Source organism: Umezawaea tangerina, from assembly GCF_003002815.1.
Taxonomy (GTDB): Bacteria; Actinomycetota; Actinomycetes; order Mycobacteriales; family Pseudonocardiaceae; genus Umezawaea; species Umezawaea tangerina.
Window position 1 is genome coordinate 58757 of record NZ_PVTF01000010.1, and the last position, 14911, is coordinate 73667.

The 14911-nt window shown below is 72.4% G+C and carries 12 protein-coding genes; 4 read left to right on the plus strand and 8 right to left on the minus strand.

All coding sequences use genetic code 11. The features are described from left to right. Nucleotides 1-38 precede the first annotated feature (38 nt). Nucleotides 39-1466, minus strand: coding sequence for an aldehyde dehydrogenase family protein (locus CLV43_RS30890; protein ID WP_106191531.1), 1428 nt, complete (start codon nt 1464-1466; stop codon nt 39-41). Then, nucleotides 1463-2836, minus strand: a complete 1374-nt coding sequence (locus tag CLV43_RS30895; protein WP_106191533.1) for an aspartate aminotransferase family protein — start codon at nt 2834-2836, stop codon at nt 1463-1465. The genes CLV43_RS30890 and CLV43_RS30895 overlap by 4 nt, the downstream gene beginning before the upstream one ends. A gap of 79 nt (nt 2837-2915) precedes the next feature. Between CLV43_RS30895 and CLV43_RS30900 the strand changes: the two genes are divergently transcribed. Together CLV43_RS30900 and CLV43_RS30905 are read left to right on the plus strand one after the other, a co-directional pair. Then, entirely contained in the window at nt 2916-4256 is a 1341-nt protein-coding gene (locus CLV43_RS30900) for a PucR family transcriptional regulator (protein WP_106191535.1), read from the plus strand. Nucleotides 4257-4431: 175 nt separating this feature from the next. Beyond that, nucleotides 4432-5673: a serine/threonine-protein kinase gene (locus tag CLV43_RS30905; RefSeq protein ID WP_106191536.1), complete on the plus strand. Its 1242-nt coding sequence runs from the start codon at nt 4432-4434 to the stop codon at nt 5671-5673. 20 nt (nt 5674-5693) lie between these two features. Here the strand turns inward: CLV43_RS30905 and CLV43_RS30910 are convergent, their stop codons facing one another. The 6 genes from CLV43_RS30910 to CLV43_RS30930 form a co-directional block, all read right to left on the minus strand. Then, nucleotides 5694-6662, minus strand: a complete 969-nt coding sequence (locus CLV43_RS30910) for a TIGR03557 family F420-dependent LLM class oxidoreductase (protein WP_106191538.1) — start codon at nt 6660-6662, stop codon at nt 5694-5696. Nucleotides 6663-6672: 10 nt separating this feature from the next. After that, entirely contained in the window at nt 6673-7332 is a 660-nt protein-coding gene (locus CLV43_RS30915; RefSeq protein WP_106191540.1) for an HAD family hydrolase, read from the minus strand. Nucleotides 7333-7455: 123 nt separating this feature from the next. Continuing rightward, nucleotides 7456-7611 (minus strand): hypothetical protein, encoded by a 156-nt coding sequence (locus tag CLV43_RS48005; RefSeq protein ID WP_170156088.1) that lies wholly within the window; start codon nt 7609-7611, stop codon nt 7456-7458. Between the two features lie 208 nt (nt 7612-7819). Then, nucleotides 7820-8725 (minus strand): decaprenyl-phosphate phosphoribosyltransferase, encoded by a 906-nt coding sequence (locus tag CLV43_RS30920; protein WP_106191541.1) that lies wholly within the window; start codon nt 8723-8725, stop codon nt 7820-7822. After that, a complete protein-coding gene (locus tag CLV43_RS30925) occupies nt 8722-9252 on the minus strand; it encodes a phosphatase PAP2 family protein (protein ID WP_106191543.1) in 531 nt (176 codons plus the stop codon). The genes CLV43_RS30920 and CLV43_RS30925 overlap by 4 nt, the downstream gene beginning before the upstream one ends. After that, nucleotides 9249-12287: an arabinosyltransferase domain-containing protein gene (locus CLV43_RS30930; protein WP_106191544.1), complete on the minus strand. Its 3039-nt coding sequence runs from the start codon at nt 12285-12287 to the stop codon at nt 9249-9251. Before CLV43_RS30930 ends, CLV43_RS30925 begins: the two co-directional genes overlap by 4 nt. Before the next feature lie 272 nt (nt 12288-12559). On the opposite strand from CLV43_RS30930, the gene CLV43_RS47270 reads away from it, so the two are divergent. Both CLV43_RS47270 and CLV43_RS30945 read left to right on the plus strand, forming a co-directional pair. After that, nucleotides 12560-13789, plus strand: coding sequence for an MATE family efflux transporter (locus tag CLV43_RS47270; protein ID WP_146174970.1), 1230 nt, complete (start codon nt 12560-12562; stop codon nt 13787-13789). Next, nucleotides 13707-14816, plus strand: a complete 1110-nt coding sequence (locus CLV43_RS30945; protein ID WP_106191549.1) for a glycosyltransferase family 4 protein — start codon at nt 13707-13709, stop codon at nt 14814-14816. Before CLV43_RS47270 ends, CLV43_RS30945 begins: the two co-directional genes overlap by 83 nt. Nucleotides 14817-14911 lie beyond the last annotated feature (95 nt).

The following is a 14911-nucleotide window of genomic DNA, read 5'->3' on the forward strand; positions in this document are numbered from 1 at the left end:
GTAGGCCAAAACTGGTAATGCCTCCGATGTCTGCGCCGTCAGATGGTGAGTCCGGTCAGCACGAGAACGCGCTGCTCAGTGAGGTCCTCCATGGCCGACCTGAGGCCTTCGCGGCCCGTCCCGGACTCCTTCACGCCGCCGTAGGGCATCTGGTCGGCCCGGAAGCTCGGCACGTCGCCGACGATCACGCCGCCGACGGCGAGCCTCGCCGACGCCCGGAAGGCGACCCGCAGGTCGTGGGTGAACACCCCGGCCTGCAGGCCGAAGCGCGACGCGTTGACCCGCTCGAACGCCTCGTCGACGCTGTCGACCGCCTGGAGCACCACGACCGGCCCGAACACCTCCTCGGCCACGACCCTGGCGTCCTCGGGCACACCGGCGAGCACGGTGGGCGCGACGGTCGAGCCGTCCCGCCCGCCGCCGGTCAGCAGGTCCGCGCCCGCCGCGACGGCCTCGGCCACCCAGGACTCCACCCGTTCGGCCGCGGGCCGGTTGATGAGCGGGCCGACGTCCGTGGCCGGGTCCGAGGGGTCACCCGTGCCCAGCTTGCGCACGTGCGCCACCACGGCCGCGGACACCTCGTCGTAGACGTCGCGGTGCGCGTACACCCGCTGCACCGAGATGCACGACTGGCCGCCCTGGTACATCGCGAACGTGGCGATCCGCTGCGCCGCCCAGTCCAGGTCCGTCCAATCAGGACAGACGATGGCCGCCGCGTTGCCGCCCAGCTCCAGCGTGACGTGCTTGCGCGGCACCCGGTCCTGGATCCCGTAGCCCACCGGGCCGGAACCGGTGAACGACACGACGGGCAGCCGCGGGTCGGCGACCAGCTCGGCGGCGACCTCGTTCGGCACCGGCAGCACCGACCACGCGCCCGCGGGCAGGTCGGTCTCGGCCAGCAGCTCGCCCAGCAGCAGGGCGACCAGCGGGGTGGCGGGCGCGGGCTTGAGCACGATCGGCGCGCCGACCGCGATGGCGGGGGCCACCTTGTGCGCCACCAGGTTCAGCGGGAAGTTGAACGGCGCGATGCCCAGCACCGGTCCGCGCGGCACCCGGCGCACCAGCGCCATCCGGCCGTTCGCGGCCGGGTCGGTGTCCAGCCGTTGGAGCTCGCCGGAGAACCGGCGTGCCTCCTCGGCGGCCCAGCGGAACGTCGACACCGCCCTGGTCACCTCGACGCGGGCCCACTTCACCGGCTTGCCGGACTCGCCGGTGATCAGCGCGGCGATCTCGTCCGCGCGCTCGGCCAGCCTGCGCGAGACGTGGTCCAGCGCGGCGGCGCGGGCGTGCGCGGGCAGCACGGCCAGCTCCGGCGCGACCGCCTCGGCGGCGGCCACCGCCCGTTCCACGTCCCGCGCGCTCGCCTGGGACGTCGTGCCCACCAGGGCTCCGTCGAACGGGCTGTGCACGGCCAGCTCGGTCTCGCTCGTGGTCGCGGTACCCGCGACCCAGTACGGGGTCGTCACTTCGCCACTCCCAGGACCGCCTGCTCGAAGATGTCCATGCCCTCGGCCAGCAGGTCGTCCGGGATGACCAGCGGGGGCAGGAACCGGATCACGTTGCCGTAGGTGCCGCAGGTCAGCACGACCACACCGGCGGCGTGGCAGGCCTTCGCGACCCGGCTCGCGATGTCCGGCGTCGGTTCGGTGAACTCCACCGCCAGCATCGCGCCGCGGCCGCGGATGTCGCCGATCAGGCCGCCCGACGTGCTTGTCCCAGCGGAGGGCGTGGAGGTTTCGCCCGACGTGCTTGTCCCAGCGGAGGGCGTGAAAGTACTGGTCTTCTCCGCCAACGCCCTCAGCCTGGGCAGCACGGCGTCCTCGATCCGGCGCGCGGCGGCGGACAGGTCGCGCTCGCGCATGGTCCGGATCGCGCCCAGCGCCGCGGCGCACGCGACCGGGTTGCCGCCGTAGGTGCCGCCCAGGCCGCCGACGTGCACGGCGTCCATCACCTCGGCGCGCCCGGTGACCGCGGCCAGCGGCATCCCGCCCGCGATGCCCTTGGCGGTGGTCACCATGTCCGGCACCACGCCCTCGTGGTCGCTGGCGAACCAGGAACCCGTGCGGCAGAAGCCGGTCTGGATCTCGTCGGCCACCAGCAGGGCGCCGGTGCGCGCGCACCACTCGGCGATGGCGGGCAGGAAACCCTCCGCGGGCACGACGAACCCGCCCTCGCCCTGGATCGGCTCGATCAGCACGCACGCCGCGGTGTCGACGCCGACCTGCTTCTCGATCAGGTCGATCGCGCGCGCCGCGGCCTCGGCGCCGCTGAGCCCGCCGTCGCGGTAGGGGTAGGACATCGGGACCCGGTAGATCTCGCCCGCGAACGGCCCGAAACCGTGCTTGTACGGCATGTTCTTGGCCGTCAGCGCCATCGTGAGGTTCGTGCGGCCGTGGTAGGCGTGGTCGAACACGACGACCGCCTGCCGCCCGGTGGCGTGCCGGGCGATCTTGACCGCGTTCTCCACCGCCTCCGCGCCGGAGTTGAAGAGCACCGACCGCTTCTCGTGGTCGCCCGGCGTCAGCTCGTTGAGCTGCTCGCAGACCTCCAGGTACCCCTCGTACGGCGTGATCATGAAGCAGGTGTGGCTGAACCTGTCGATCTGCTCGTGCACGGCCTCGGCGACCGCGGGCGCCGGGTTGCCGACGCCCGTCACGGCGATGCCGGAGCCGAGGTCGATGAGCCGGTTGCCGTCGACGTCGACCAGCAGCCCGTCTTCGGCGGAGTCGATGTAGACCGGGAGGGTCGACCCGACCCCGGAGGCCACCGCGTTCTTGCGGCGGGCGGCCAGTTCGAGGGATCGGGGACCGGGCAGTTCGGTGCGCAGTCGCGTCATGGCTCCAGCATGGTCGGGTTCCGCGGGGCGCGCAGTGCCGGATGTGGCCACTTCCGGGGCCGCTGATGTACAAACTGGCATGCCCCTGACCCTGCGCTCCCTGGTGGACGACCTGCGGCTGCCGGTGCTCGCGGGCGCGGCTGGCCTGGACCGGGTGGTGTCCTGGGTGCACGGCACCGAGCTGGTCGACCCGACACCGTTCCTGGAGGGCGGTGAGCTGCTGCTCACCACGGGACTGGCCGTGCGGCGCGGTTTCCGCGGCTACGTCGAGCGGCTGGCCGCGGTCGGCGTGGTGGGGCTGGGGTTCGGCACCGGGCTGAGCCACGCCGTCGTGCCGCCCGGTCTGGTGGCGGCCGCGGCGCGAGCGGGCCTGCCGCTGCTGGAGGTGCCGCGCGAGACGCCGTTCATCGCGCTGAGCAAAGCGGTGTCGCGGGCCGTGGCCGCCGACGAGTACGCGGCGCTGACCCGTGCCGGCGAGGCGCGGCGGGCGTTGACGCGGGCGGCGGTCGGCCGCGACGGGATGGCCGCGGTGGTGCGGCGGCTGGGCCAGTGGGTGGGGGCGCGGGTCGTGCTGCTCGACCCGGCGGGGGAGCCCGTGCACGGCTTCGGCCGCCGCCCGATGCCCGACCTGGCACCGGAACTGGCCCGGCTGCGGGCCTCCGGCGGGCTGGCCAGCTCGGCGTTCTCCGCCGACGGAGGGCACGTCGTGGCGCAGGTCCTCGGCGGTCGCGGGCGCGGGTTCCTGGTGGTCGTCCGCGACGAGCCGTGGGACCCGGCCGACCGCGACATCGTGACCACGGCGGCGTCGTTGCTCACCCTGTCCTTGGCCCAGTCCGACTCCGCGCGCAGGCGCTTGCGCACCGCGGAGTTCCACCTCCTGGCGGCCGGTCGCGTGGACCTCGTGCCGGACCTGCCGGACGGACCGGTGCGCGTGGTCGTGGTCGACGGCGTGGAGGTCGAGGACGTGCCGGGGTTCGCCGCGGAGGTCGACGGGCACGTCGTCGTGGTGGCGCAGGAAGTACCGGTGCTGCCGGGCGCGCTGCTCGGTGTGTCCACGCCGGTGGGAATCACCGCCGTGGGCGAGGGTTTCCGCCAGGCTTTAGCCGCTTTGGCGGTCGCGCGGCGCTCGGTGCCGGAGGTACATTTCGCCGACTTGGCGGGTGCGGGCCTGATGTCGTTGCTCCCCGACGGCGCGGGACGCGCGTTCGCCGAGTCGCTGTTGGCACCGCTTTCCCCTGAACTGCGGGAAACCCTGCGTGTGTGGCTCGCCCACCACGGCCAGTGGGATCCCGCCGCGGCCCGCCTGGGCGTGCACCGGCACACCCTGCGCAACCGCGTCCGCAAGGCGGAAGCGCTGCTGGGACGGTCTTTGGACGTCCCCGGCGTGCGCGCTGAGTTGTGGCTGGCTCTCTGCGCGTAACACTGGAGGCTTGACAGCCGACTACCGTTTAGATGCACGTGCATCTGCACGCCCGGTCGACAGTGGGTCGCGCCGGGTGACGGTGATCATCGGATTCGACCCCACAGGGGCAACTTCGGCCCCTGGCGGGTAGGTTGCGATCGGGTGATCTGCTAAGCGGGAGGGCCAGTCGGGGATGACCAGCCGCAGTGAAGCGACCGCCGTCTGGGACGGTGACCAGAGTGGCAAGGTCGTCGGCGGCCGGTATGAACTGGGCAGTCTACTGGGCACCGGCGGCATGGCCGAGGTCTACCGCGCCCACGACTCCCGGCTCGACCGCTCCGTCGCCGTGAAGCTCTTCCTCAGCGGTGCCACGCCCGAGGACCAGATCCGGCTCGACCGCGAGGCGCAGATGCTCGCCGCGCTGCACACCCCCGGCGTCGTCACGGTGTTCGACACCGGATCGCACCGCGGCAGGCCCTACTACGTGATGCAGGTCGTCGACGGCGGCACGCTGCGCCAGCGGATGCGCCAGCCGCTGCCGCCGTCGCTGGTCGCCCGCGTCGGCGCGCAGGTGGCGGACACGCTGGACTTCGTGCACGCGTGGGGGATCGTGCACCGCGACATCAAGCCGTCGAACATCCTGCTGGACGACACCGGGCGGCAGGCCTACCTCGCGGACTTCGGCCTGGCGCTGCAGGCGCACGCGACCCGCGTGACGCGCTCCGGCCTCCTGGTCGGCACCGCCGGCTACCTGGCGCCCGAACAGCTGCGCGGCCGGGAGGTGGCGCCGCCGACGGACATCTACGCGCTCGGGCTCGTGCTGCTGGAGTGCCTGACCGGCCAGGCCGAGTACCCCGGCGGCGACACCGAGGCCGCGCTGGCGCGGTTGTCGCGGCCCGCCCGCGTGCCCGCCGGGCTGCCGGAGCCGTGGACCGAGCTGCTGGTGTCGATGACGCACTCGGACCCGAGCCGCAGGCCGCGGGCGGCCCAGTGCGCGGAGCTGCTGCGGGCGGCCCAGGAGGCCAGCGTCGGCGTGCCGCCGCTGACCGACATCAAGGCGGCCTTCGACGACGAGCCCACCCGCGCCACCCCGCTGGTGAAGAAGCGGACGCCCGCCCGGCTGACCGTCGTGCTGGCCGGGGCGGTGGCCGCCGCGCTGATCGGTGTCGTGGTGGCGCTGGCGAACACCGGGACCGATCCCGCGAAGCAGTCTCCGGGCGGTGGCGGCGGGCCGTCGGGGGCGGGGGACGGGTCGACCACGCACACCGTGACCGTGGTGCAGCCGCCGCCGCGGTCGGGGTCCCGGCGACAACCGCCACCGGGCTGCCCGCCGCTGCCGGAGGGGGTGGATCCGCCGCCGCCGCTCCCGGACGGGAGCCCGCCTCCCTGCCCGCACTTCTCCAGCTCGACCCCGCCGCCCAGCGACGGCACCTGAGGGCGGTCCACTGTGGACGTTCAGGCTCCGCGGAGCGCGGGCAGCAGCTCGCCCTTCGCGAAGTCCAGGAAGTCGTCCTGGTGCTCGCCGCCGACCTGGACCAGTGCCAGGTCGGTGAAACCGGCCTCGCGGAACTCGCGCACGGCGGCCACGATCGGCTCCACGTCGGGCCCGCAGGGGATGTTCTTCGCGACGTCCTCGGGCGTGACGTACTGGCTGGCGGCCGCGAAGCCCGCCGTGCCGGGGATCTCCGCGTTGACCTTCCAGCCGCCCGCGAACCAGCGGAACTGCTCGTGCGCCCGGCGCACGGCCTCCTCGCGGTCGGGGTCCCAGCAGACCGGGAGCTGGCCCACCTTGCGCGAGGTGCCGCCGTCGCCGTGGAACACGTCCCACGAGCGCACCAGCTCCGCGTCCGGCTCGACGGCGACCATGGTGTCGGCCACCGGCGCGAACCGCTGCACGGACTGGGAACCCGAGACGGCGACCGCGATCGGGACGCGCTTCTCCGGCCTGTCCCACAGCTTGGCCGAGTCGACCCGGAAGTGGTCGCCGACGTAGTCGACGTACCCGCCGTCGAACAGCTGGGAGATGATCTCGACGGCCTCGCCCAGCATCTCGTGCCGGACGTTCACCGGCGGCCAGCCGCGGCCGAGCACGTGCTCGTTGAGGTTCTCGCCGGAGCCGAGGCCGAGGGTGAAGCGGCCACCGCTGAGCTCCTGCACCGTGGCGGCCTTCTGCGCCACGACGGCCGGGTGGTAGCGCATGGTCGGGCAGGTCACGTAGGTCATCAGGTCGACCTGCTCGGTGGCGATGCTGACGGCCCCGAGCACGCTCCACGCGTACGGCGCGTGGCCCTGCTCGTCCAGCCACGGGAAGTAGTGGTCGCTCATGACCTCGAAGTCGAAGCCCGCCCGCTCGGCCGCGGCGGCGTGCCCGACGAGCGCTCTGGCCCCGGCCTGCTCGGTCATCAAGGTGTAGCCGATGCGCATGGTGAGCCTCCTAGACGGTCGCGAAGGGGAGATCGGCGAGGTCGGCGCGGAGGTTGTCCAAACCCTCGTACACGGCGGAAGCGCCGTGCTCCCGCAGCTCGGCCTCGCCGAAGCCGCCGGTGCGCAGGGCGACGACGGGCAGGCCGATCCTCTTGGCCGCCTCGCAGTCCCACACCGAGTCGCCGATGACGACCGCGCGCTCGGTGTCGACGTGCGACAGGGCGACCTGGAGCAGGTCCGGCGCCGGTTTGCTGTCCTCGGCGTCCTCGGACGTGGTGAACGCCGTGACGGCGTCGCGCACGTCGAGCAGGTCGAGGTAGTGCTCGACGTGCTCGCGCTTGCCCGAACTGGCCAGCACGACGTGCAGCCCGTGCTCGGACACGGCGGAGGTGACCAGCCGGTGCGCGCCCTCCAGCGGGCGGATCTCCCGGAGCATCGGCTCGAACTCGTGCTCCCACGCCTTGCGCAGCTCGTCCCCGTGCTCCGCCTCGACGTGCTCACCCGCGACCGCCTCCACGAGCCGGTCACCACCCATGCCGATCGACCGGTGCACCTTCCACGCGGGCACCGCGATCCCCGCCGACCCGAACGCCCGCACCCAGGCGACCGCGTGGTGGTAGTTGGTGTCCACCAGCGTGCCGTCGACGTCCAGCAGCAGCGTGTTGGTCATGGGAAGCCGGATTCCCCACCCGTGGGCCGCGAAACGCCGACGGGTGGGGAATCACACGGCTGAGGTGGTCAGACGTAGATCGCGAGCGTGAGCGCCGCGAGCCACTGCTCTTCGCCTCACTGATCAGAGCGGGCGGGCGGCGGCGTTGCTCGGGGAGTGACCGGCCTTCAACTGGTGGAAGAGCTTGCCGGTGGGCTCGTGACCGAGGAATCGCGACTGCGGGGTTTCGTCCAGGAGCTTCGCATCTGCCGCACTGACCCGAAAGATCGCAGCGGCCATTCACGAGGAGTACGACCTCGAGCAGGCCTCCTTGTTCTTGCAGGAGGCGGAGATCCCACCGGAGTCGATTGTCCTACCGTTGTCCTCGACCAGCCCGACTCGTGACCGTCGTCCGAAGCGCGGATGGGCTCGCCCGCTCCCACCGGTCCCGCCGCGGCGAAGCGGCGGGTCCAGCAGGAGCGGGCGTCCGGTGCAGTGCGGGCGGTGGTCAGACGTAGATCGCGAGCGTGAGCGCCGCGAGCCAGATCACGCCGAGCACCTGGAGGACGTGGTCGGTGCGGGCCATCTCGTCCGGTGCGCCCGCCTTGCCGCTGTCGACGTCCACCGCGTAGCGCAGCACGGCGATCACGAACGGGACCATGGACAGGGCGCCCCACTGGTTGTGGGTGCGCTGGCTGATCTCGAACGCCCACAGGCCGTAGGTCATGTTGACCACGGCGGCCGAGGTCGCCCAGACGAAGCGCAGGTAGGTCTCGGAGTACTTGGTGAGCGAGTGCCGGATCGCGGCGCCGGTGCTCTCGAACAGCTTGATCTCCGCGTACCGCTTGCCCGCCACGATGAACAGCGAGCCGAACGCCGTCACCAGGAGGAACCACTGCGACGGGACGATGCCCGCCGCCACCCCGCCCGCGATGCACCGCAGCAGGAACCCGGACGCGACGATGCACAGCTCCAGCACCGGCTGGTGCTTGAGGCCGAAGCAGTAACCCAGCTGCACCACCAGGTACACGGCCATGATGATGACGAGCGTCCAGTTCGCGACGGCCGCTGTGGCCAGCGAGCCGAGCATCAGCACACCGGCCGCGCCGTAGGCGAGCGGCACCGGCACGACGCCCGCGGCGATCGGCCGGAACCGCTTCTTCGGGTGCTCGCGGTCGCCGAGCACGTCCATGGCGTCGTTGACGAGGTAGATCGACGACGCGGCCAGGCAGAACGCGGCGAAGGCCAGTGCGGCGGAGCGCAGGACGTCGACGTCGAGGATCCGGGTCGAGGCGAACGGTGCGGCGAGCACCAGGACGTTCTTGGTCCACTGGTGGGGGCGCGCGGTCTTGACCAGCCCGACGAACGTGCGCCAGGGCGCGGGGCGGGTGTTGGCTTCCACGGCCACGGTCATCGCTCCTCCTGGTCGGGGCGGCGGGCGGTGAGCCGCCGGACGCCGCCCGCGACGAGCGCGCCCAGCAGCGACCCGGCGATGACGTCGCTCGGGTAGTGCACGCCCAGCACGAGCCTGCTGACGACCATCGGGGGCACCAGCAGCGGTGTCAGGGGCTGCTTGGTCAACGCGCCGTAGAGGATCGCGGCGGTCGTGGTGGACGTGGCGTGCGAGGACGGGAAGCTGAGCCTGCTCGGCGTGCCCGCCAGCACCCGGACGTCCGGGTGGTCGGGTCTGGTCCGCCGCACGATCCGCTTCACCACGATGGACGCGGCGTGCGCGGCGACGACGGAGCCCGCCGCGACGGCCCACTCGCGCCGGTGGTCGCGGTCGACGGCGGCGCCGACGAGGCCGAGCGCGAACCACCCCGCGCTGTGCTCGCCGAACAGCGACAGGGCTTTCGCCGCCCGGACCACGGGTGGTGATCCGAGCGCCGACTGCACCGCTCCGAGCGCCACGGCCTCCCGTGCGCTCATCGAGCCGGTCATGACATGGCCTCCCAGCCGAACAGGGTCTTGCGCTGGTGGGTGGTGGTGTACTGGTCCGCCGGGTACCGCGCCGCGGTCTGGTAGACCTGGGTCGGGAACGGGCCGGGGAAGTCGTGCATCCCGGCGGTCAGGTTGGTGATCGACTGCGACACCAGGACGTCGCCGAAGAGACCGCCGCGGACGGGTTGCCAGGTGGCGTCGGAGATCCCGGCGGTGGCGGTGTCGCCCCACTGCACGGCGTAGGAGACGGGCTCGACGATCCCGTCGCGCAGCTCGGGCTGGCGCTGGCAGGGGAACAGGAACGCGAACTGCCACGCGACGGCGACCGCGGCGTCCTTGGGCAGGTAGTCCTTCAACGCCACCGCGCGCTGCACCGAGGGCGCGGTGACCGCGAGCCAGCCGCCCCAGTCCATCGAGCCGTCGGTGACGACCAGCCGCACGGTCTCGGCACCCGCGGGGGCCGCGGGCAGCACCAGGTCGCGCCACATCACGCTGTCCTGCGCGTCGGTCATCGGCGTGCTGGAGAGGACCTTGCCCGCCGTGGTGCCGTACTCGGCGACCAGGGTGTTGCCGTGGCCCAGCATCCCGGCCACCAGCACGGCGGTCGCGTCGGGCCCGCCGTTGAGGACGAACCACGGCGTCGTCATCGTGCCGACGGTCTGCTCCGGGATCCGCTCACCCGGCCGCTGCACCAGGCTGCCCCAGGCGAGCTCACCCGCGCGGCCCTCGGGCGGGGCGGAGGACGGGAACCACCCGCGCCCCTCCGCGAACGCCGACTGGTCCACGGGCGGCTGGCCCGCGAGCGCGGCCAGGGGTTGTGCGCCGCGCACGTCGAGCACGTCGATCGCCTCCGCCGCACCGCAGTCGGTCGCCAGCGGGTCGCGGACGTTGGCGGCCCACGGAGACCAGGTGCCGAGCGTCCGCACGGTCGCGTAGGAGAAACCGCCGACCAGGTAGGTGATGTTGGCCAGGAAGAACAGCACCACCACGGTCGGGATCGCGACGACGACGGAGAGCTTGCGCCAGTGCGGCAGCCTGCGCGCCACCAGGAACGCCACCACCGCGATCGCGATGATCCCCCAGTAGGGCTTGTCGAACCGCACCACCGAGACACCCGGCGAGACGTTCGGGTTCGGGATGCCCAGCAACCACGAGTACGGCCACTTGTTGGCGCCGTGGAAGGCCAGCGCCATCATCGCCGACACGCTGACCACGGCGCCCGCCACGATCGGCAGCGGCACCTTGCGGTCGCGGGTCAGCTCGCGCGCCAACGGGATGGAACCGACCAGCACCAGCGCCAGGAACGCCGAGCCGATCCCGGAGAAGCTGCCGAAGTGGTGCGTCCACTTGCTCGGCGTGAACCACAGCAGCAGGAACGCGAACAGCGTCGACCAGCCCGCCAGCGACAACCGGGCGGGCACCGGCACGCGCCGGGCGCGGGCGGCGGTCACCAGCACGACGAACCACACCAGCGCCACCAGGCACAGCAGCACGGGGGCGCGCTTGGCGTAGTTGGCCATCGGGTCGCTCGCGTTGAGCAGGAACGTGTACCGGGCGATCTCGCTGTACCAGCTGTCCTGACCGGCCAGCCGGATGAAGATGTCCTGCGCGTGCACGAAGTCGCGCAGCGTGCCGTCGGAGAACGCCATGATCATCGCGACCGCGCCCGGCGCGAGCACGCCGAGCGTGCGGGCCAGGACGGTCTTCCAGTCCGCGGCGTCCTTGCGCAGCACCGGGATCAGGAAGGGCAGACCGGCGATGAGCGGGGCCAGGACCGTGAACCCCGTGGGGTGCGCGAAGAACCCGACGCCGCCGACGCCGATGGCGACCGCGATCGGCGCGAGTCGTTGCCGTTCCACGGCTTTCGCCACGGCGAGCAGGACGATCGCGCCGCACATCGTGACCACGCCCTCGGGCCGCACGCCCATGTCCAGCGGCAGCCACCACACCAGGAACGCCGAGCCGAGCACGACCCGCGCGGCGCGGTCCACCCACGGGCTGCGCCGCGACCAGGCGGCGGGCAGCACCTTGGCCTGCGCGACGAACCAGCGCACGGTGAACCAGGTGACCAGGCCGAAGACCAGCGCCGGGACGCGCAGCACCACCGGTGCCAGGCCGAGGACCTGCCACTTGGCCAGGAAGTAGTAGAACCAGGCGAACGGCGTGAAGCCCTGGTTGAAGAGCTGGTAGTAGTTGCCGACGTAGCCGGTGACCGGAACGTTCTGCGCCATCGCGCTGTAGTAGCCGTCGTCGTCGGACATCGGCGCGAGGAACACCCACAGGACCATGACCGCGGGCACCACGATGTCCACGAGCCGCGGTCGGAAACCGCTGCGCGGCAACGGGATCCGCACGTCCATCCGCACCAGGCCGACCACGGCGGTGGCGGCGGCGAGCGCCAGCAGCACCATCAGCACGATCTTCGCGGTGGACGGGCTGGTGGTGAACTGGTCGTCCACCCGCACCTCGACGTCCAGGTCGGCCGTCGTCGCCCCGCCCAGCGCGGTGATCGTGGTGGCCAGCGAGTGGACGTCCGGCAGCACACCACCGTGACCCACCTCGGTGCCGTCGCGCAGCACCGTCAGGCCGGTCGCGTCGCCGTGCACCTGGTAGGCGCAGTCGCCCGTGGGCACGGTGGTGTCCAGCAGCGTGACGCCGGGACCCTGGACGACCAGCCGGTCGCCCCGCGTCCGGACGACCAGACCCCGTTCCCCCGCGGCGGGTACGGCCGGGTCGATGGTCGCCACGACCACCCCTGGGTCACCCGCGGCGCGGACCGCGGCGCAGCTGAACCGCACGTCCAGGCCGAGCGGCTTGTACGCGCCGAGCGCCAGGCTGGTGGACCGCGGCGCGGAGGCGTCCAGCGGCCACTGGACGGTCGGGTCGTTCACGGTCACCGGGGCCAGGGGGAGCAGCCCCGCGAAGACCACGGTGAGCAGGCCCGCGACCAGGACGATCGCCCGGAGAGCCGTCCCGTCCCGGCGTCGGGGTGGAGTGGACTCGATCTCGGGCGCAGGGGTAATCGTTGTCGTCACTCGTGGTGGTCCTCTGTCGGCCGGATATTCATCGACGAGGCGTGAAGCTAGCGGTGCCCAATTACGTCAGGAACGTGGTTGCTGGGGTTCCTGCAACGATCGTGTTAACCAGGTGAGGAGCGTGTTACGTACCCGGAACGCGGTCATGACGCTCTCCGGACCCCCGTTATGGTTCCGGCGACCCCACCTGTCGTCCCCCTGCGGAAGGAGCCGTCCTGAGCACGTCTACCAGCGGCGGAACCAGGACCATCGGACTGGTCGGGGTGTGCGTCGTGGTGTCCGGCCTGCTGGTGAACGCCTACCTGGCCGTGGTCGCGAGAAACGTCACACCCGCCGAGTACGGGTACTTCGGCGCATTCTGGTCGCTTTCGCTCCTCGTCGGATTCGGCGCATTTCTTCCGGTCGAACAGGAATTGGCCAGGTTGTCGCCCGCGAAAGCCATGGGTGCCGCGACGAAGGTCGCGCTGGGGCTCGCCGGGGTGGAGCTGCTGGTCGTCGCGGCCGGGTCCCCGCTGCTGCTCGACCCGCTCGGCGGCCGCCCGTGGGCGGTCGTCGCCGTCGCCGCGCTGTGCCTGGTGTCGGCAGGCCAGTTCCTCGTGCGCGGCGCGCTCATCGGCGGCGGCAGGCTCGCCTGGCACGGCGGGCTGCTCGTGCTGGACACCGCGCTGCGGGTGCTGTTCGCGCTGGGCCTCGGGTTCGCCGTCACCACCGACAGCGCGGGGTTCGCGTGGACGCTGGTCGCCGCGATCGCCGTCGCGCACCTGCCGGTGCTGTTCCTGCTGCCGCGCGACGGATCCGGTGAAGTGTCCACTTCGGACTTCCTGCGGTCCGCGCTCCCGCTGCTGCTCGGGTCGGTCTGCGCCCAGCTCCTGCTCAACGGCCTTCCGGTCGTCGTCGCGGCCGTGGCCACCGACTCCGCCACCGCCGGTCGGTTCCTGGCCGCGTTCCTGCTGGTCCGCGTTCCGCTGTTCGTCGCCGTCCCGCTGCAGACCGCGCTGCTGCCGTCGTTGACGAAGCTCTCCCAGGCGGGCAAGGGACTCCTGGTCAGGGCGCTGGCCAAGCTGACCGCCGTGCTGGCCGCGTTCGGCCTCGCCGCCGCGGTCTTCGCGGGCCTGCTCGGCCCGTGGGTGGTCCGCCTGGTGTTCGGCGACTCCTACGAGCTCGCGGGCGGCGACCTCGTGCTCATGGCGGTCGGCGTCACCGCCCACCTCGGCCTCATCGTCACCACCCAGGCGCTGGTCGCCTCGGCGCTGCACGCCAAGGTCGCCTGGAGCTGGCTGGCGGGCATCGCGTCCGCCGCCGTGGTGTTCGCCCTCGTGCCGGACCTGCTGCTCCGCGCCGAGCTCTCGTTCCTCGTCGGCTCCGGTCTCGGCTGGTTCACCGGCATGTTCCTGCTCATCACCTCCGGAGAGGACCGTCGTGCACGACGACCTGGTCATCGCGTTGACCTACTACGCGCCCTACGTGTCCGGGCTGACCAACTTCGCCAGGGACGTCGCTGAGGGCCTCGCCGCGCGCGGCCAGCGCGTCCGCGTCGTCACCACCCGCCACGACCCCGCGTTGCCCGCGGAGGAGGTCGTCAACGGCGTCCGGGTCTCCCGCGCGCCCGTGCTGGCCAAGCTCGGCAAGGGCACCATCAGCCCCGAGTTCACCCGCATGGTCGTCGCCGCGTCGAAGACCGCCCACGTGCTGAACGTCCACCTCCCCATGCTGGAAGCGGGTCTCGTCGCCAAGGGCGCTCGCTGCCCCGTCGTCCTCACCTACCACTGCGACGTCAGCCTGCCGCCCGGCCTGGTGAACTCCGTGCAGGGCAAGGTGATCGACGCCTCCAGCAAGCTCGCCATGAAGCACGCCAGGACCGTCGCCGTCACCAGCGAGGACTACGCCCGGCACAGCCGCCTCTGGCCCTCCATCGCCCCCACCATGGCCGCCATTCCCCCGCCCTGCCGGCCGGTGCCCGCGGGGAAGCCGTCCTTCCGCGACGGCGACGGCCTGCACGTCGGCTTCCTCGGCCGCATCGTCGAGGAGAAGGGCGTCGAGTTCCTGGTCGACGGCTTCCGCGCCCTGGACGACCCGGACGCCCGCCTGCTCATCGGCGGCGAGTTCGGCAACGTGGCGGGCGGCAGCGTCATCGACCGCGTGCGCGGCCACGTCGACGGCGACCCGCGCATCAAGCTGCTCGGCTTCGTCCCCGACGACCGGCTGGGCGACTTCTACGCCTCCATGGACGTCTTCGCCCTGCCCTCGGTCAACGCCTTCGAAGCCTTCGGCATCGTGCAGGTCGTCGGCATGCTCGCGGGCGTCCCGGCACTGGCCAGCGACCTGCCCGGCGTCCGCATCCCCGTCCAGGAGACCGGCTTCGGCGCCCTGGTGCGTCCGGGGGTGGCCGCCGACATCACCGACCGCCTGCGCGAGCTGAGGGACAGCCCGCCGGACAAGGAGTCGGGTGTGGCCGCGGCGGCCGAGCGGTACAGCGTGCCCGCGGTCCTGGACGCCTACGAGGAGCTGTTCGCCAAGGCGCGCCTGTAGAAGCCGTCGTCGGGGCCCGCCGCTCGTCCCGGTGGGTCCCGACGACACCCACCGGGGTGCGCCGGGGAAGCCCTCAGTCCTCGCCCCGCACGATC